At 61.6% G+C, this 17,586-nt stretch carries 14 protein-coding genes; 13 read left to right on the top strand and 1 reads right to left on the bottom strand.

Annotation, left to right across the window (positions count from 1 at the left end; translation table 11 throughout):
- Nucleotides 1–19 precede the first annotated feature (19 nt).
- The 5 genes from AB4P94_RS04360 to AB4P94_RS04340 all read left to right on the top strand — a co-directional run bounded on the left by AB4P94_RS04360 (nt 20) and on the right by AB4P94_RS04340 (nt 6,557).
- Nucleotides 20–3,103 (top strand): DUF2339 domain-containing protein, encoded by a 3,084-nt coding sequence (locus tag AB4P94_RS04360; protein WP_395609551.1) that lies wholly within the window; start codon nt 20–22, stop codon nt 3,101–3,103.
- Nucleotides 3,103–4,449 (top strand): DUF3999 domain-containing protein, encoded by a 1,347-nt coding sequence (locus AB4P94_RS04355; protein WP_395609550.1) that lies wholly within the window; start codon nt 3,103–3,105, stop codon nt 4,447–4,449. The genes AB4P94_RS04360 and AB4P94_RS04355 overlap by 1 nt, the downstream gene beginning before the upstream one ends.
- A 98-nt stretch (nt 4,450–4,547) precedes the next feature.
- Complete coding sequence (locus AB4P94_RS04350; protein WP_003187818.1) at nt 4,548–5,558, top strand: class 1 fructose-bisphosphatase; 1,011 nt, start codon at nt 4,548–4,550, stop codon at nt 5,556–5,558.
- A 144-nt stretch (nt 5,559–5,702) separates the two neighbouring features.
- Nucleotides 5,703–5,957: a hypothetical protein gene (locus AB4P94_RS04345; protein ID WP_017849914.1), complete on the top strand. Its 255-nt coding sequence runs from the start codon at nt 5,703–5,705 to the stop codon at nt 5,955–5,957.
- Between the two features lie 30 nt (nt 5,958–5,987).
- Nucleotides 5,988–6,557: a lipocalin family protein gene (locus AB4P94_RS04340; protein WP_395609549.1), complete on the top strand. Its 570-nt coding sequence runs from the start codon at nt 5,988–5,990 to the stop codon at nt 6,555–6,557.
- A gap of 115 nt (nt 6,558–6,672) precedes the next feature.
- On the opposite strand, the gene AB4P94_RS04335 is transcribed toward AB4P94_RS04340, so the two are convergent.
- On the bottom strand, nt 6,673–8,037 hold the full coding sequence (locus AB4P94_RS04335) for a formimidoylglutamate deiminase (RefSeq protein WP_395609548.1): 1,365 nt from the start codon (nt 8,035–8,037) through the stop codon (nt 6,673–6,675).
- Between the two features lie 147 nt (nt 8,038–8,184).
- Here AB4P94_RS04335 and hutC point away from each other — a divergent pair, with 147 nt between their 5' ends.
- The 8 genes from hutC (at nt 8,185) to hutH (ending at nt 17,555) form a co-directional block, all read left to right on the top strand.
- Nucleotides 8,185–8,895 (top strand): histidine utilization repressor, encoded by a 711-nt coding sequence (gene hutC / locus AB4P94_RS04330; RefSeq protein ID WP_232000148.1) that lies wholly within the window; start codon nt 8,185–8,187, stop codon nt 8,893–8,895.
- Entirely contained in the window at nt 8,892–9,452 is a 561-nt protein-coding gene (locus AB4P94_RS04325; RefSeq protein WP_395609547.1) for a HutD family protein, read from the top strand. The genes hutC and AB4P94_RS04325 overlap by 4 nt, the downstream gene beginning before the upstream one ends.
- A 404-nt stretch (nt 9,453–9,856) precedes the next feature.
- Nucleotides 9,857–11,527, top strand: coding sequence for a urocanate hydratase (gene hutU / locus AB4P94_RS04320; RefSeq protein ID WP_395609546.1), 1,671 nt, complete (start codon nt 9,857–9,859; stop codon nt 11,525–11,527).
- Between the two features lie 142 nt (nt 11,528–11,669).
- A complete protein-coding gene (locus AB4P94_RS04315; RefSeq protein ID WP_395609545.1) occupies nt 11,670–13,115 on the top strand; it encodes a purine-cytosine permease family protein in 1,446 nt (481 codons plus the stop codon).
- A 69-nt stretch (nt 13,116–13,184) separates the two neighbouring features.
- On the top strand, nt 13,185–14,150 hold the full coding sequence (locus tag AB4P94_RS04310) for an ABC transporter substrate-binding protein (protein WP_395609544.1): 966 nt from the start codon (nt 13,185–13,187) through the stop codon (nt 14,148–14,150).
- A 72-nt stretch (nt 14,151–14,222) separates the two neighbouring features.
- Nucleotides 14,223–15,074 (top strand): proline/glycine betaine ABC transporter permease, encoded by an 852-nt coding sequence (locus tag AB4P94_RS04305; RefSeq protein ID WP_300630526.1) that lies wholly within the window; start codon nt 14,223–14,225, stop codon nt 15,072–15,074.
- Nucleotides 15,071–15,895: a glycine betaine/L-proline ABC transporter ATP-binding protein gene (locus tag AB4P94_RS04300; protein WP_395609543.1), complete on the top strand. Its 825-nt coding sequence runs from the start codon at nt 15,071–15,073 to the stop codon at nt 15,893–15,895. Before AB4P94_RS04305 ends, AB4P94_RS04300 begins: the two co-directional genes overlap by 4 nt.
- A 136-nt stretch (nt 15,896–16,031) precedes the next feature.
- Nucleotides 16,032–17,555, top strand: a complete 1,524-nt coding sequence (gene hutH, locus AB4P94_RS04295; RefSeq protein ID WP_395609542.1) for a histidine ammonia-lyase — start codon at nt 16,032–16,034, stop codon at nt 17,553–17,555.
- The last annotated feature ends 31 nt before the right edge of the window (nt 17,556–17,586 follow it).

Here is a 17,586-nt window from a genome sequence, read left to right as displayed (position 1 = left end):
TTGCCTAGGGATATCGACCATGCAATGGATTTTCATGCTGATGGGCCTGGTGCTCGGCTGGACGCTCGATGAGTCGTTCACCGATGCCGGTTTCGGCGCGCTGCTGGGGTTGGGCATCGGCCAGGCGATTCGCCTGTCACAGCTCGCCGCCCAGGCGCACAAGCAAGCGGGTCAGCTGGAAACCACGCAGAAGGCGCTGATTGCCCTGGGTGAACGCCTGCGGCAACTGGAAGCGCCTGCGCCGATAAGCCCTGTCAACGTCGAACCGCCAGCCCCCGAGCAGGCACCTGTCGCCAAGGCGCCTGAGCTGGTTTGGGAACTGCCCGCCGAACTTGAGTCGGTCGCCATGCACACCGCGCCAAGCCAGCCATTGCCCGCTGATGTTTGGGCACCTTCGCCAACGCAACGTCCCACCGAACCTGCTGCCCCGCGCGGCCCCAACCTGATCGAACGTGCCATCAATGGCGCGCGCAACTGGCTGTTCGGCGGCAACACCGTGTTGCGCGTCGGCGTGGTGCTGCTGTTCCTCGGCCTGGCCTTCCTGCTGCGCTACGCCACCGAAGGCATGGTGGTGCCGATTGAGCTGCGTTATGCCGGTGTTGCTGCCGCCGCCGTCGGCCTGCTGGGCCTGGGTTGGTGGTTGCGGCTGCGCAACAGCAATTACGGCTTGATGCTGCAAGGCACCGGCATCGCGGTGTTGTACCTCACCGTGTTCGCCGCGATGCGTTTGCACCCGCTGATCGACCCGGGTGCGGCGTTTGGCTTGCTGGTGGCGGTCACCGTGTTTTCGGCGATTCTGGCGATTACCCAGGACGCACTCGGCCTTGCTTGCGCGGCGGCCCTCGGCGGGTTCGCCGCGCCGATCCTGGCGTCCACCGGCGCCGGCAACCACGTCGCGCTGTTCAGTTACTTCGCGTTGCTCAACGCGGGCATCCTGGCGATTGCCTGGTTCAAGGCCTGGCGCCCGCTCAACCTGATCGGTTTTGTTGGCACCTTCGGCATCGGCTTCGTCTGGGGCATGCGCTCCTACACGCCGGAGTTGCTGTGGAGCACTGAGCCGTTCCTCATTGTGTTTTTCCTGATGTACCTGGCCATCGGCCTGTTGTTCGCCCGGCGCAAATTGTTGGAGAGAGGGGAGGCGCCTGAGGGCCGCGACGCGCTGCTGCGCTGGTCGGTGGCCAAGGGCGATTATGTTGATGGCAGCCTGCTGTTCGGGCCTCCGCTGGTGGGCTTTGGCCTGCAATTCGCGCTGGTGCAACACCTGGAATTCGCCGCCGCGTTCAGCGCCTTGGGGCTTGGCGTTCTCTACATGGGGCTGGCGCGGCTGCTCAGTGGCGGGCGTGCCGTGTTGCTGGCCGAAACCTGCCTGGCGTTGGGTGTGATCTTTGCCAGCCTCGCGATTCCGTTGGGGCTCGATGCGCGCTGGACGGCCGCCGCATGGGCTGTCGAGGGTGCCGGCATCTTCTGGCTCGGCATGCGTCAGCAGCGCCCCGTGGCGCGGGCGTTCGCCTTGTTGCTGCAACTGGGTTCGCTGCTCGCCTTCCTCGGTGAACTGCGCGACAGCCAGGACACTTTGCTGCAGGGGCCGCCATTGGGGGCGTTGTTGCTGGGCGCGGCGCTGTTGTTCAGCTTTTATCAACTGCACACCGCTGCGCCGGAACATACTCGGCGTTGGGAACGACTGAGTGCGCCCTGGCTCGCCGTACTTGGCCTTGGCAGCGCTTATTTGCTGGCGCCGCTGTTATTTTCGACGCAAGGCAGCATCGTCAGTTGGGCCATCGCTGGCCTGGCGATCCTGTGGGCAGGCCGGCGTATCGGTTCGCCAGTGATCGTGCGTTGTGGCGTGGTCGGGCAGGTGCTGGGTGGCGCGCTATTTGCGCTCGACCCCGTGGCCAACGCCTGGACGCCGCTGATCATTGCCTTGGCGGCGATGCTCGGCGCGTGGCGCTTGCCCCGGGGCCGCTTGTCTTCAGGTCTGCTGGCCTGGGGTGTGGCCTGGTGGGCCTTGGCGGTGATCATTGAAGTGTGGCGCCTGGCGCCTGCGGCCTTGCACGCTCCGCTGTTGGTGCTGGCGGCCGCGCTGAGCGCGGCGATTTGGGCGGCATTGGCACTGCGTTTGCGCTGGGTGGCTTTGGGTATCGCCAGCACGTTGCTGATGCCTGCGGCGGGTCTGGTGTTGTGGGGCGCGTGGACTGAGTTCTATCACCCGGCGGCGCAGTTCGGCTGGCTGGCCTGGCTGATAGTGTTCACCGTGCACTTCATCTCGCTGCGCCGTCTGGCGGCGCTGGTTCCGAATACGGTGTTGAGCGTGGCCCATGTATTGGGCTGCTGGATGCTGATTGGAGTGCTGGCGCTGGAGTTGCGTTACGGCCTGCTGTTGCTGTCGAGCGAGTACAACGCCTGGCGCTGGCTGGGTTGGGCGATTCTGCCGAGTCTGTATCTGGTGCTGGCGGCTGCGCCACGCAGTTGGCCGTGGCCGGTGTCGGCGTATCCGCATGAATACCGCGTGCTGGCGGTGTTGCCGCTGGCCGTGCTGATGCTTGGCTGGTTCTGGCTGGCGAATATGTTCAGCGACGGTACGGCCGAGCCATTGCCGTATGTGCCGCTGCTCAACCCGCTGGATCTGGGCCTGCTGTTCGCGTTGCTCGGTGTTTTCCTGTGGTCGCGCAGCGTGGCGCCGGAGCGCGGGCCACGTGTTGAACGGCTCGCCCAAGGCGTGGCAGGCATCTCGCTGTTCGCGTTTTTTACCGCGCTGGTCATGCGGGCTGCTCACCAGTGGGGCGGCGTGCCATTCCATCTGGAAGCATTGCTGGAGTCCATGCTGGTGCAGGCTGGCCTGTCGATTGTGTGGACCCTGATCGCCCTCGGCTTGATGATCGGCGGCCACCTGCGCCATCGCCGCGAAGTGTGGCTGATCGGCGCGGCGCTGATTGCAGTGGTGGTGGCCAAACTGTTCTTTGTCGAACTGAGTAACCGTGGCGGGCTGGCGCGGATCGTGTCGTTTATCGGCGTGGGCGGGCTGTTGCTGGTGGTGGGCTACTTTGCGCCGCTGCCGCCCAAGCGTGCTGAACCTGTGGTTGAAACCGAAGGAGCGTCGTCTTGATGGGCAAGCTGAGTCTCGGCGGGTTGGCGGTATGGCTGGTGTGTTCGGCGGCGGGCGCGCAGGACAATCCGGCGGATTTCACCACGCACGTGCCGCTGGCCGTGAGCGGCAATGGCCCTTGGTATCGCCTGGAATTGCCGCTGGCCGTGCAACTGAGCGCGCGTCAGGCGGATCTCAGTGACGTTCGCGTGTTCAATGCCGCAGGTGAGCAGCAGGCTTATGCATTGTCCCGTCAATCGGCACAGCGCTCCGAGAGCCGCAATGTGGCGGATGTGAAGTGGTTCCCGCTGTACGCCGCCGACACCCACGAGGCGTTGCCGGAGGTGGTGATGAAAGCCACCACCGAAGGCACGCTGCTGGAAGTGCGGCCGTCCAAAGCGGGCAAACAAGTGTTGCGCGGTTGGGTGCTGGACGCGAGTGCGATCAAGGCGCCGTTGCAGCAACTGAGCCTGGACTGGAGCCGCGAGCGCGACGGCTTCCAGCGTTTCAGCATCGAAGCCAGTGATGATCTGCAGCACTGGGAACCCTGGGGCGATGGCCAGGTGGCGCGGCTTTCATTTGCCGATGAGCGTGTCGAGCAGCATGACGTGAGTCTGCCCGGGCAAAGCGCGCGCTACCTGCGCCTGGTGTGGCAGGGCCAGGAGGCGCCGCAGCTGACTTCGGCCAGGCTGATCAGCGCGACCAGCAGCAACTTGCCGGCGCCGCTGGTGTGGTCGCCACCGTTGGCGGGCGCGCGGCTCAAGGCCGGGGAATACAGCTGGCAGTTGCCGACGGGGTTGAATGTCGAGCGTTTGCGTATCGAACTGAAGCAACCCAACACGCTGGCGCCGGTCACCTTGTCGGGTCGCCGCGAAGCCAATCAGCCCTGGCAGCCGCTGAGCAATGGTTTGTTGTACCGCCTGACTCAGAACGGCCAAGACGTGGTGCAGGATGAGTTGCAACTGCCGGGCTTGACCGTTGCCGAGCTCAAGTTGCAGGTGGATGAACGCGGCGGCGGCCTGGGCGTTGAAGCACCGGCCCTGCGTTTTGCCGTACGCGCGACGCAGTTGGTGTTCCTGGCGCGGGGTGAACCGCCGTTTACTCTGGTGCTGGGCAATGCGTCGGTGAAGGCGGCCAACTTGCCTTTGTCCACGCTGATTCCTGACTACAGCGCCGAGCGTCTCAAGACCCTTGGCAAGGCGGAAGTAGCGGGGGAGGGGGTGGTCAAACAGCCTGCCTTTGCCGCTTCGCCCGCAGTCGGCATCGATTGGAAGAAGCTTGGCTTATGGGGCGTGCTCTTGCTTGGTGTGGCGGCGCTGGGGGCGATGGCCTACAGTTTGTTGCGCAAGCCTGTGGCCAAACCGTGAACTCTATTGGGGTTAAATCCTCTGATGAGAGGAAATAACCCTCGACTCGCGTTAAACTGCGCGGGTTTTTTCAGCCCCCCCATTCTCCGGAGCCTTACATGTCCCGCGTTACCCTGAGTCGCTATTTGATCGAGCAGACCCGCAGCAACAACACGCCTGCCGATCTGCGCTTCCTTATCGAAGTGGTGGCGCGTGCTTGCAAGGAAATCAGCCATGCCGTGTCCAAAGGCGCGTTGGGTGGTGTCCTGGGCAGCATGGGCACTGAAAACGTCCAAGGTGAAGTGCAGAAGAAGCTCGATGTACTCTCCAACGAGATCCTGCTCGAAGCCAACGAATGGGGTGGCCACCTGGCTGGCATGGCGTCCGAAGAAATGGACAATGCCTACCAGATCCCGGGTAAATACCCGAAAGGCGCTTACCTGCTGGTGTTCGACCCGCTGGACGGCTCGTCCAACATCGACATCAACGCACCGGTCGGCACCATCTTCTCGGTACTGCGCTGCCCGAACGAATACCTGAGCCAGAACGAAGCCCTGAACGAGAAGGCCTTCCTGCAGCCGGGCACCGAGCAGGTCGCTGCCGGTTACGCCATCTATGGCCCGCAGACCATGCTGGTGCTGACCCTGGGCGACGGCGTCAAAGGTTTCACCCTGGACCGCGAAATGGGCAGCTTTGTGCTGACCCACGAAGACATTTCCATTCCTGCTTCCACCCAGGAATTTGCGATCAACATGTCCAACCAGCGCCACTGGGAAGAACCGGTGAAACGCTACGTCAACGAGCTGATGGAAGGCGAAGAAGGCCCGTTGAAGAAGAACTTCAACATGCGCTGGGTGGCCGCGATGGTTGCCGACGTGCACCGTATTCTGACCCGTGGCGGCCTGTTCATGTACCCACGCGACAGCCGCGAGCCGTCCAAGCCGGGCAAACTGCGTTTGATGTATGAAGCCAACCCGATGTCGTTCCTCGTTGAGCAGGCAGGCGGTGCGTCCACCGACGGCCACCAGCGCATCCTCGACATCCAGCCTGAAGGCTTGCACCAGCGTGTGGCGGTGTTCCTGGGTTCGAAGGAAGAAGTTGAGCGTGTGACGGCTTATCACAAAAAGTAAGCCTTACAGTCACTGAAGGAGCCCCGAAACGTTTCAGCGTTTCCGGGGCTTTTTTGTTTTTGCACGTCGGGAACCAGACACCCCTTTTCCCTTCTAAGCTTCTGGCAGATACCCCAACTGCTTCGTCTCTCCAGGAGTTTTTCCATGTCGTTACGCCGTCTCGCCCTGCTGGCTTTTTGCGTGCTGTTGGCCGCTTGCAGCAAGGTCAATCAAGAAAATTACGCGAAGCTGTCGGCTGGCATGGCCAAGGCCGAGGTGGAGTCGTTGCTGGGTAAGCCGACCGATTGTTCCGGCGCACTGGGCATGTCCAGTTGCACGTGGGGCGATAAAAACAGCTTTATCAGCGTGCAGTACGCCGGTGACAAAGTTCTGATGTTTTCCGGGCAAGGCCTGAAGTAAACCGGGGCGCGAGCCTGCGGGAGAAGAAGAATGATGCGTTTTGTTTTGTTCCTTTGTGCCAGCCTGTTTTTGGCAGGATGCGCCAGCCATTCTGGCGATGATCTGCAACCCAAGACCGCGAGCAACGTCAACCTCAAGCGTTACCAGGGCACCTGGTATGAGTTGGCCCGATTGCCGATGTACTTCCAGCGCAACTGCGCGCAGTCCGAAGCCCGCTACACCTTGCTGCCTGATGGCGATATGTCGGTGTTCAACCGCTGCCTGACGACTGAGTGGAAGTGGGAAGAAGCCAAGGGCAAGGCCACGCCGCAGGTGCCGGGCAAGACCGACAAGCTTTGGGTCGAATTCAATAACTGGTTCACGTCGCTGCTGCCGGGCGTCGCCAAGGGCGATTACTGGGTGCTGTACGTGAGCGATGACTACAAGACCGCCATCGTGGGCAGCCCGAGCCGGCGTTATATGTGGATTCTGTCTCGCACGCAGACGGTGAATGCCGATACCCGCGAAGACCTGCTGAGCAGGGCGCGGCAGCAGGGTTACGACACCACGCGGTTGATCTGGCGTACGTCGGACAAGCAGATGGCGAAGACCTCGCAATAAACTTGAGCCACTGCCGAGCAAACAATGTGGGAGCTGGCTTGCCTGCGATAGCATCACCAAGGTGTAACTGATACACCGAGGTGGCTGCATCGCAGGCAAGCCAGCTCCCACAGTTTTAACCGAGCAGTTCCTTCAAAACTTGCGTGAAGGCGCGGCTGCTTTCTTCTTCGCCGGCATGACGCCCATCGCGCACCACCCACTTTCCGTTCACCAGCACATCCCGTACCTGCCGATCGCCGCCCGCGAACAACCAGCGATTGAGAATCCCATCCTCAGTCGCCGTCGCCAGGTAGGGGTCATTGCCATCCAGCACTATCCAATCCGCACGCTTGCCCACTTCCAGCCGACCAATCGGCTGGCCCAATGCCTGGGCACCGCCGTCCAGCGCGGCGTCAAACAGCGTACGGCCAACCATCGGCTGATCACTGCGGTACAAACGATTACGCCGTTGGTCACGCAGGCGCTGGCCGTACTCCAGCCAACGCAACTCTTCCACCACGCTCAGCGACACATGGCTGTCGGAACCGATGCCCATGCGTCCGCCCTGGGCGAGGAAATCCACCGCCGGGAAAATCCCGTCGCCCAGGTTGGCTTCAGTGGTCAGGCACAAGCCGGCAATCGCGCGGCTCTTGGCCATGCGCGTCACCTCTTCGGCATTGGCGTGCGTCGCGTGTACCAGGCACCAACGCTCATCGACGTCGACATTGTCATACAGCCATTGCAAAGGACGCTTGCCGCTCCAGGCCAGGCAGTCGTCGACTTCCTTTTGCTGCTCGGCGATGTGGATATGCACCGGGCACGCCTTGTCGCTGGCGGCCAGAACCTCATTGATTTGTTGCGGCGTGACGGCGCGCAGGGAGTGAAAGCACAAACCCAACTGCTGTGCCGGTTGTGCAGCGAGGATCGGTTTGAGCCGCGTTTGCAGGTCCAGGTAGTGTTCAGTGCTGTTGATAAACCGCCGCTGGCCTTCATTCGGCGCCTGGCCGCCAAACCCGGAATGGGTGTAAAGCACTGGGAGCAGCGTCAGGCCAATCCCGCTGCTGGCGGCTGCCTGGCTGATCTGCTGCGACAGCTCGGTGCGGTCGGCATACGGCTGGCCGCTGACGTCGTGGTGGACGTAATGAAACTCGGCCACCGAGGTATAACCGGCCTTGAGCATTTCGATATAGAGCTGCCGCGCGATGACCTGCAATTGCTCCGGGCTGATCTTGCCGACCATGCGGTACATCAAATCGCGCCAGGTCCAGAAACTGTCATTCGGGTTGCCGGCCACTTCCGCCAAACCCGCCATGGCGCGCTGGAATGCATGGGAGTGCAAATTCGGCATGCCCGCCAGAACCGGGCCTCTGAGCCGCTCGGCGCCGTCTGCATTGGCATTGGCCTCAACCTTTGTCAGCACCCCTTCGGCGTTGACTTCAAAGCGTACATCGTTGGCCCATCCATTAGGCAGCAGCGCGCGTTCGGCAAAGAAAGCGGACATGATCAAGGCACCCCGGTCGTGTGTTTATTTGTATATACATATACAGACGTTTGCCTGCTCGGTAAACTCCGGCAATCTATGCATCTTTTCCCCCTGCAAGGATTCCCTGTGCCGACTCCGCCTGCCAAGTCTTCGCTGGCTGCCCACATGGACGAAAGTCCGGCGCCCTTGTATGCCCGCGTCAAACAGATGATCAGCCAGCAGATCCTCAACGGCAACTGGCCGCCGCATTACCGCGTGCCGTCCGAGAGCGAGCTGGTCAGCCAACTGGGCTTCAGCCGCATGACCATCAACCGCGCCCTGCGCGAGCTCACCGCCGAAGGGTTGCTGGTGCGCATGCAAGGCGTTGGTACGTTCGTCGCCGAGCCCAAGAGCCAATCGGCGCTGTTTGAAGTGCACAACATTGCCGACGAGATCGCCTCGCGCGGTCATCGGCATACCTGCCAGGTCATCCACTTATGTGAAGAGGCCGCAGGCTCCGAGCGCGCGGTCGCCCTGGAGATGCGCGAAGGCGGGCGGGTGTTCCATTCGCTGATTGTGCACTTCGAAAACGACATCCCGGTGCAAATCGAAGACCGTTTCGTCAACGCCCTGGTGGCGCCGGACTACTTGCAGCAGGATTTCACCCAGCAAACCCCGTACGCCTATTTGAACCAGGTCGCGCCGTTGACCGAAGGCGAGCATGTGGTCGAAGCGATCCTCGCCGATGCCGAGGAGTGCAAGCTGCTTCAGATCGAACCGAGTGAGCCGTGCCTGCTGATCCGTCGTCGCACCTGGTCCGGTCGCCAGCCAGTGACCGCCGCGCGTTTGATCCACCCCGGTTCCCGTCATAGCCTGGAAGGACGTTTCAGTAAATGAGTAGCGTGAAAGTCTGGCGCGCCGCCGAATACGTACGCATGCCCTGGAAAAACGGCGGCGGCAGCACCGAAGAAATCACCCGTGATGCAGGCGAAGGCCTGGAGGGTTTCGGCTGGCGCCTGTCGATTGCCGATATCGCCGAGTCGGGCGGGTTCTCCACCTTTGCCGGCTACCAGCGTGTGATCACCGTGATCAAGGGCGCGGGCATGGTGTTGACGGTGGATGGCGAGGAGCAGCGCGGGTTGTTACCGCTGCAGCCGTTTGCGTTCAGTGGGGAAAGTGAAGTGTCTTGCCGGCTGATTACCGGGCCGATTCGCGATTTCAACCTGATTTATTTGCCTGAGCGTTACCACGCACGGTTGCAGTGGGTGGATGGTGTGCAGCAGTTTTTCAGCACAGCGCATACCGTGCTGGTGTTCAGCGTGGCGGATGAGGTGAAGGTGCTGGGCGAGAAGCTGGGGCATCACGATTGCCTGCAAATCGACGGTAACACTGGGCTGTTGGACATCTCTATCACTGGCCGCAGCTGCGTCATCGAACTGACCGCACGCGGTTAAAAAATTGTGGGAGCTGGCTTGCCTGCGATGGCGGTGTATCAGTATCAGATGTGCTGACTGATACGCCGCCATCGCAGGCAAGCCAGCTCCCACATTTGTTTTGTAGTGATCATAAAATCTGTTTCCAGCCCCGCACCAATTTGTTACCGAACGCCCCAGCGTGGCGCAAAAGCACGTTATTGAGACAACCCTCCCTCGCCGTAATCCTCCTGCGAAAGAAATTTCATCAAGCCTCCAAGCCTTAATTTCCAAGGCCCGCGCACGCATTCCAAAAAAATCTCGACAGCTTCCTCAGAAAGTTGGCCGCTTGATTGCATATGCTTGTATGTACAAGTAGAGATGTGTGCGTAAGAGTCCACTTCGCACCATCAAGTATGCGCATCGATCGCCGAGGAGTCCTAGTTGTGACCAAGCCTACAAAATTCCGTGACGTTGAAATCCGCGCCGCCCGCGGTAACAAGCTCACCGCCAAAAGCTGGCTGACTGAAGCGCCGCTGCGCATGCTGATGAACAACCTCGACCCACAAGTGGCCGAGAACCCGAAAGAATTGGTGGTGTACGGCGGTATCGGCCGTGCCGCGCGTAACTGGGAGTGCTACGACCAGATCGTCGAGAGCCTGACCAACCTGAATGACGACGAGACCCTGCTGGTGCAATCCGGCAAGCCGGTCGGCGTGTTCAAGACCCACAGTAACGCCCCGCGCGTACTGATCGCCAACTCCAACCTGGTACCGCACTGGGCCAGCTGGGAACACTTCAACGAACTGGATGCCAAGGGCCTGGCCATGTACGGCCAGATGACCGCCGGCAGCTGGATCTACATCGGCAGCCAGGGCATCGTGCAAGGCACCTACGAAACTTTCGTCGAAGCCGGTCGCCAGCACTACAACAGCGACCTGACCGGCCGCTGGGTCCTCACCGCCGGCCTCGGCGGCATGGGCGGCGCCCAGCCTCTGGCCGCTACTTTGGCCGGTGCCTGCTCGCTGAACATTGAATGCCAGCAGGTCAGCATCGACTTCCGCCTGAACAGCCGCTACGTCGACGAGCAAGCCACCGACCTCGACGACGCCCTGGCCCGCATCGCCAAATACACCAAGGAAGGCAAAGCGATCTCCATCGCCCTGCTGGGTAACGCGGCCGAGATCCTGCCGGAACTGGTCAAGCGCGGCGTGCGCCCGGACATGGTCACCGACCAGACCAGCGCCCACGACCCGCTCAACGGCTACCTGCCTGCCGGCTGGACCTGGGACGAATACCGCGCCCGCGCCAAGACCGAACCGGCTGCCGTGATCAAGGCCGCCAAACAGTCGATGGCCGTGCACGTCAAAGCCATGCTCGAATTCCAGAAACAAGGCATCCCAACCTTCGACTACGGCAACAACATCCGCCAGATGGCCCAGGAAGAGGGTGTAGAAAACGCCTTCGACTTCCCCGGCTTCGTACCGGCCTACATCCGCCCACTGTTCTGCCGTGGCATCGGCCCGTTCCGTTGGGCTGCGCTGTCGGGTGACCCGCAAGATATCTACAAGACCGACGCCAAAGTCAAAGAGCTGATCCCGGACGACGCCCACTTGCACAACTGGCTGGACATGGCGCGCGAGCGCATCAGCTTCCAGGGCCTGCCGGCGCGTATCTGCTGGGTCGGCCTGGGCCAGCGCGCCAAGCTCGGTCTGGCGTTCAACGAAATGGTGCGCAGCGGCGAGCTGTCGGCGCCGGTCGTGATCGGCCGTGACCACCTCGACTCCGGCTCGGTCGCAAGCCCCAACCGCGAAACCGAAGCCATGCAGGACGGCTCCGACGCTGTGTCCGATTGGCCACTGCTCAACGCCTTGCTCAACACCGCCAGCGGAGCGACCTGGGTTTCCCTGCACCACGGTGGCGGCGTCGGCATGGGCTTCTCCCAGCACTCCGGCATGGTGATCGTCTGCGACGGTACCGACGAAGCCGCTGAGCGTATCGCCCGCGTGCTGCACAACGACCCGGCGACCGGGGTGATGCGTCACGCGGACGCCGGCTACCAGATCGCCATCGATTGCGCCAAAGAGCAGGGCCTCAACCTCCCGATGATCAAGTAACTAAATGTGAGAGCGGGCTTGCTCGCGAATACGGTGTGCCAGTCACCGCAATCGTCAGCTGACCCACCGCTTTCGCGAGCAAGCCCGCTCCCACATTTGATCTGCAGTGAACCAGAAAACAATCCATCAGAGGTTGAACAACATGGCTGCACATGACACCACCCCGTTGATCGAAAGGCGTTCGATCGACTACATCCCGGAAGCGGAAAGACATGGTCGTCTATTGAGCCAGTTCACCCTGTGGATGGGTGCCAACCTGCAAATCACTGCGATTGTCACCGGGGCCCTGGCCGTGGTGCTGGGTGGTGATGTGTTTTGGTCGTTGATTGGCTTGTTTGTCGGCCAACTGATCGGCGGCGGTGTCATGGCGTTGCATGCGGCGCAAGGGCCCAAGCTGGGCCTGCCGCAGATGATCTCCAGCCGGGTGCAGTTTGGCGTGTACGGCGCGGCCATTCCGATTGTGCTGGTGTGCCTGATGTACCTCGGTTTCACCGCCACTGGCACTGTGCTGTCCGGCCAAGCGCTGGGCCAGTTGTTCGGGGTCAGCGACAGCACCGGTATCCTGATTTTCGCCAGTGTCATCGTGCTGGTTACGGTGCTCGGTTATCGGGTGATCCATTTCATTGGCCGTGTCGCCAGCGTCATTGGCGTGATTGCCTTTGTCTATCTGTTCAGCCGCCTGATGAGCCAGACCGACGTGGGCGCGCTTCTGCAAATTCGCCACTTCAGCTGGAGCAGTTTTCTGCTGGCGGTGTCGCTTGCGGCGTCCTGGCAGATTGCCTTCGGCCCTTACGTGGCGGACTACTCGCGTTACCTGCCAAGCACCACGTCTTCGGTGAAAACCTTTTTCGCCGCCGGCGCGGGTTCGGTCGTGGGTGCACAGGTGGCGATGGTCCTCGGCGTGTTTGCCGCAGCCATGTCCAATGGTCAGTTCGCCGGGCATGAAGTGGCCTACATCGTGGGTTTGAGTGGTACGGGGGCCACGGCTGCGCTGCTGTACTTCAGCATCGCGTTCGGCAAGGTCACCATCTCCACGCTCAACTCCTACGGCAGTTTCATGTGCATCGCCACCATCATCAGCGGCTTTCGTGGCCGACTTGAAGTCACGCGCCTGCAGCGCCTGGTATTCGTGTTGGTGATTGTCGGTACCGCGACCCTGATCGCTCTGCTCGGCCAGCACTCTTTTCTCGGTGCGTTCAAGTCCTTCATCCTGTTCCTGCTGGCGTTTTTCACGCCCTGGAGCGCGATCAACCTGGTGGACTACTACTGCATCATCCGTGAGCGCTATGACGTGCCAGCTTTGGCCGATCCCAACGGTCGCTACGGCCGCTGGAACCTGCTGGGTATCAGCGTGTATGTCTTCGGTGTGCTGGTGCAGTTGCCGTTCATCTCGACCAAGTTCTACACCGGGCCCCTGGTGGCTGCGCTGGGTGATGTGGACATTTCCTGGATCATCGGTCTGGTACTGCCGGCAGCGCTGTATTACCTGTGTGCAAAAAAATGGCACGGCACGGTGCCCGAACACCTGATCCTGCCAACAGAGCAGGGCGCTACACCAACAACAACCGGGCTGGCTGCACAAGCCTGATGGGACGTGGACAGGGCAGGATGCCTACTGACTGCCGTAATCCATTTCAAGATTGGGAGCGTCACAACAATGAAAATGAATAAGACCCTGTTGGCCACTGTGTTCTCGGCGGGCGTGCTGGCAAGTGCTGGCGCCCAGGCGGCCGGCTGGTGCGAATCCGGCAAGCCGGTGAAGTTCGCCGGCCTGAATTGGGAAAGCGGCATGTTGCTTACCGACATCCTGCAAACCGTGCTGGAAAAAGGCTACGACTGCAAAACCGACAGCCTGCCGGGTAACTCCATCACCATGGAAAACGCCCTGAGCAGCAATGACATCCAGGTCTTCGCCGAGGAGTGGGTGGGCCGCAGTGAAGTGTGGAACAAGGCCGAGAAGGCCGGCAAAGTCGTCGGCGTCGGTGCCCCGGTTGTGGGTGCCGTGGAAGGCTGGTACGTGCCGCGCTATGTGATCGAAGGCGATGCCAAACGCAAGCTGGAGCCCAAGGCGCCGGACCTGAAAAACATCGCCGACCTGGCCAAATACGCCTCGGTATTCAAGGACCAGGAAGAACCGTCCAAGGGCCGTTTCTACAACTGCCCGGCTGGCTGGACCTGTGAGCTGGACAACAGCGAAATGCTGAAAAGCTACGGCCTGGAAAGCACCTACACCAACTTCCGCCCAGGCACTGGCCCGGCGCTGGATGCGGCGGTGCTGTCGAGCTACAAGCGTGGCGAACCGATCCTGTTCTACTACTGGTCGCCAACCCCGCTGATGGGCCAGGTCGACCTGGTCAAGCTGGAAGAAAAACCCGGTGTGGATAAAAGCGTGAGCATCAAGGTCGGCCTGTCCAAAACCTTCCACGAGCAAGCCCCGGAACTGGTGGCCGTGCTGGAAAAGGTCAACCTGCCGATTGATCTGCTGAACCAGAACCTCGGTCGCATGGCCAAAGAGCGAATTGAGTCGCCAAAACTGGCGAAAATTTTCCTCAAGGAACATCCTGAAGTCTGGCACGCATGGGTGAGCGACGACGCAGCCAAGAAAATCGACGCGGCCTTGTAGGTCAAGCGTGCCCGGCTACCCTCAGGGGCTGGCCGGGCACTTGGCCACAACCCACTGGATCGAGAGCACGATATGTTTCCTGAGAGTTTTACGTTTTCCATCGCCGACTGGGTCAACGGTTGGGTGGACTCGCTGGTCACCAACTACGGCGATGTGTTCCGGCACATCTCCGACACCCTGCTATGGGCCATCGTCAACCTGGAAGGGTTGCTGCGTGCAGCGCCCTGGTGGTTGATGCTGGCCATCGTCGCCGGCATTGCCTGGCACGCCACCCGCAAGGTGGTGACCACCGCAGTAATCGTCGGCCTGCTGTTCCTGGTGGGCGCGGTTGGCCTGTGGGACAAGCTGATGCAGACGCTGGCCTTGATGATGGTCGCCACGGTGATCTCGGTGCTGATCGGCATTCCGCTGGGCATTCTGTCGGCACGCAGCAATCGCCTGCGTTCGGTGTTGATGCCGTTGCTCGACATCATGCAAACCATGCCGAGCTTCGTGTACCTGATCCCGGTGTTGATGCTGTTCGGCCTGGGCAAGGTTCCGGCGATTTTCGCCACGGTGATCTACGCCGCGCCGCCGCTGATTCGCCTGACCGACCTGGGCATTCGCCAGGTCGACGGCGAAGTCATGGAAGCCATCAACGCCTTCGGTGCCAACCGCTGGCAACAACTGTTCGGCGTGCAACTGCCGCTGGCGTTGCCGAGCATCATGGCCGGTATCAACCAGACCACCATGATGGCGCTGTCGATGGTGGTGATCGCCTCGATGATCGGCGCCCGTGGCTTGGGTGAAGACGTGCTGGTCGGCATCCAGACCCTCAACGTCGGTCGCGGCCTTGAAGCCGGGCTGGCGATTGTGATTCTCGCAGTGGTCATCGACCGCATTACCCAGGCCTATGGTCGTCCACGGCATGAGGCGAGCAAATGATTACTGTCAGCAAAATTGAAGTTAAAAACGTCTTCAAGATCTTCGGCGCACGTTCCAAGGACGCGTTGGCGATGGTTGGCCAGGGCAAGACCAAGGACCAGGTGCTGGCCGAGACCGGTTGCGTGGTCGGTGTGAACGATTTGTCCCTAAGCATCGGCACCGGCGAGATCTTCGTGATCATGGGCCTGTCGGGCTCCGGCAAATCCACGTTGGTGCGTCACTTCAACCGCCTGATCGACCCCACCAGCGGCGCGATCCTGGTGGACGGCGAAGACATCCTGCAACTGGACATGGAAGCCCTGCGCCAATTCCGTCGGCACAAGATCAGCATGGTGTTCCAGAGTTTCGGCCTGCTGCCTCACAAGAGCGTGCTCGACAACGTCGCCTACGGCCTGAAAGTGCGTGGCGAAACCAAGCAGGTCTGCGCCGAGCGAGCGCTGCACTGGATCGAAACCGTGGGCCTCAAAGGCTACGAAAACAAATACCCGCACCAGCTCTCTGGTGGCATGCGCCAGCGCGTCGGCCTGGCCCGCGCCTTGGCGGCCGATACCGACATCATCCTGATGGACGAAGCGTTCAGCGCCCTCGACCCGCTGATCCGCGCCGAGATGCAGGACCAGTTGCTGGAGCTGCAAAAGACCCTGCACAAAACCATCGTGTTCATCACCCACGACCTCGACGAGGCCGTGCGTATCGGCAACCGCATTGCGATCCTCAAGGACGGCAAGCTGATCCAGGTCGGCACCCCGCGCGAGATTCTGCATTCGCCGGCGGATGAGTATGTGGACCGATTTGTTCAGCGGCGTGCGGCGGTGGTCTGATCCGGGCTTTGTGGTGAGTTGGCTGGCGCCATCGCAGGCAAGCCAGCTCCCACAAGGGAATGCATTCCAAAGGTGGGAGCTGGCTTGCCTGCGATGGCGCCAGTGAAGCTGCACAAGAATTGAAGAAGGTATGAAGATGTCCCAGGCAGCAAAAATCATCATCGCCGACGCCCCCTTGCGCTGGCAGGACGTGGTCGCCGTCGCCCGCCACGGCGCCGTCCTCGAGCTCTCGGGTCACGCCTGGGCGCGTATCGACAACGCCCAGGCCATCGTGCAGCGCATCGTCACCAGCGGCGAACGCGCCTATGGCGTGAACACTGGCCTGGGCGCGCTGTGCAATGTGTCGCTCAAAGGCGAGCAGCTCAGCCAACTGTCGCGCAATACCCTGCTGAGCCACGCCTGCGGCGTCGGCCCGGTGCTCAGCGACGAGCAGACCCGCGCGATCATCTGCGCGGCGATCATCAACTACAGCCACGGTAAATCCGGCCTGCACCCGCAGGTGGTGCATTCACTGCTGGCGCTGCTCAACCACGGCATCACACCGCAAGTGCCGTCCCAGGGTTCGGTGGGTTACCTGACGCACATGGCCCATGTTGGCGTGGCACTGTTGGGTGTCGGTAATGTGAGTTACCAGGGCAAGATCGTTTCGGCTCAAGAGGCGTTAAACGCAGAAGGTTTGCACCCGGTGGTGCTCGGCGCCAAAGACGGCCTGTGCCTGGTCAACGGCACGCCGTGCATGACCGGCCTGAGCTGCCTGGCCCTGGCCGACGCGCACCATTTGCTGCAATGGGCCGACGTGATCGGCGCCATGAGTTTCGAGGCCCAGCGCGGGCAGATCGATGCCTTCGACGAAGCCATCATCGCCCTCAAACCCCACCCGGGCATGCAGCAAGTGGGCATCAACCTGCGCGCCTTGCTCGACGGCAGTGAAGTGATCGCCAGCAGCAAAGGCATCCGCACCCAGGACGCCTTGAGCATCCGTTCGATCCCGCAGATTCACGGCGCAGCGCGTGATCAAGTTGAGCACGCCACCCGCCAGATCGAGACCGAACTCAACAGCGCCACTGACAACCCGCTGGTACTCGGCACACCCGACAACTACCGCGTGGTATCCCAGGCCAACCCGCACGGGCAGTCCGTTGCGCTGGCCGCCGACATGCTTGCCATCGCCATGTCCGAGATCGGCTCCGTGGCCGAACGCCGCCTGGACCGCCTGATCAACCCGCACGTCAGCGGCTTGCCGGCCTTCCTGGTCAGCAACCCCGGGGTCAACTCCGGGATGATGATCGTGCAGTACGTTGCCGCTTCGCTGTGCGGGCAAAACCGCCAGCTGGCGCAACCGGCGGTGCTCGACAACTTCGTCACCTCGGGCCTACAGGAAGACCACCTGAGCATGGGCACCAATGCCGCACTCAAGCTGCACCAACTGTTGGCCAACGTGACCCAGATTCTCGCCATCGAGTACCTGTTGGCCGCCCAGGCGTTCGAATTCCTCAAGGACCAGCGCTTCGGCGCCGGCACCGACAGCGCCTGGCGTTTGCTGCGCGAAAAAGTCCCGGCCTACGAGCAGGACCGCTGGCTGGCGCCGGACATCGCGACCACCGCCGCGCTGCTCAAAGACACCGCTTTGCTACGCCAGACAATCCCCCAATTGCACTGACTACTTTTTCACAAGAACACTTCAAAGGAGC

Origin of the sequence: Pseudomonas sp. B22129, from assembly GCF_044218875.1 — a bacterium.
In the GTDB taxonomy this organism is placed as follows: domain Bacteria; phylum Pseudomonadota; class Gammaproteobacteria; order Pseudomonadales; family Pseudomonadaceae; genus Aquipseudomonas.
The sequence above is the reverse complement of the archived record's forward strand: the minus strand, read 5'-3'. Positions and strand labels throughout refer to the sequence as shown.

Bases quoted from the DNA above. Each gene is read 5' to 3' on its own strand.
- AB4P94_RS04360 (WP_395609551.1), top strand. From the start codon at position 20: ATGCAATGGATTTTCATGCTGATGGGCCTGGTGCTCGGCTGGACGCTC.
- AB4P94_RS04355 (WP_395609550.1), top strand. From the start codon at position 3,103: ATGGGCAAGCTGAGTCTCGGCGGGTTGGCGGTATGGCTGGTGTGTTCG.
- AB4P94_RS04350 (WP_003187818.1), top strand. From the start codon at position 4,548: ATGTCCCGCGTTACCCTGAGTCGCTATTTGATCGAGCAGACCCGCAGC.
- AB4P94_RS04345 (WP_017849914.1), top strand. From the start codon at position 5,703: ATGTCGTTACGCCGTCTCGCCCTGCTGGCTTTTTGCGTGCTGTTGGCC.
- AB4P94_RS04340 (WP_395609549.1), top strand. From the start codon at position 5,988: ATGATGCGTTTTGTTTTGTTCCTTTGTGCCAGCCTGTTTTTGGCAGGA.
- AB4P94_RS04335 (WP_395609548.1), bottom strand. From the start codon at position 8,037: ATGTCCGCTTTCTTTGCCGAACGCGCGCTGCTGCCTAATGGATGGGCC.
- hutC (WP_232000148.1), top strand. From the start codon at position 8,185: ATGGACGAAAGTCCGGCGCCCTTGTATGCCCGCGTCAAACAGATGATC.
- AB4P94_RS04325 (WP_395609547.1), top strand. From the start codon at position 8,892: ATGAGTAGCGTGAAAGTCTGGCGCGCCGCCGAATACGTACGCATGCCC.
- AB4P94_RS04315 (WP_395609545.1), top strand. From the start codon at position 11,670: ATGGCTGCACATGACACCACCCCGTTGATCGAAAGGCGTTCGATCGAC.
- AB4P94_RS04310 (WP_395609544.1), top strand. From the start codon at position 13,185: ATGAAAATGAATAAGACCCTGTTGGCCACTGTGTTCTCGGCGGGCGTG.
- AB4P94_RS04305 (WP_300630526.1), top strand. From the start codon at position 14,223: ATGTTTCCTGAGAGTTTTACGTTTTCCATCGCCGACTGGGTCAACGGT.
- AB4P94_RS04300 (WP_395609543.1), top strand. From the start codon at position 15,071: ATGATTACTGTCAGCAAAATTGAAGTTAAAAACGTCTTCAAGATCTTC.
- hutH (WP_395609542.1), top strand. From the start codon at position 16,032: ATGTCCCAGGCAGCAAAAATCATCATCGCCGACGCCCCCTTGCGCTGG.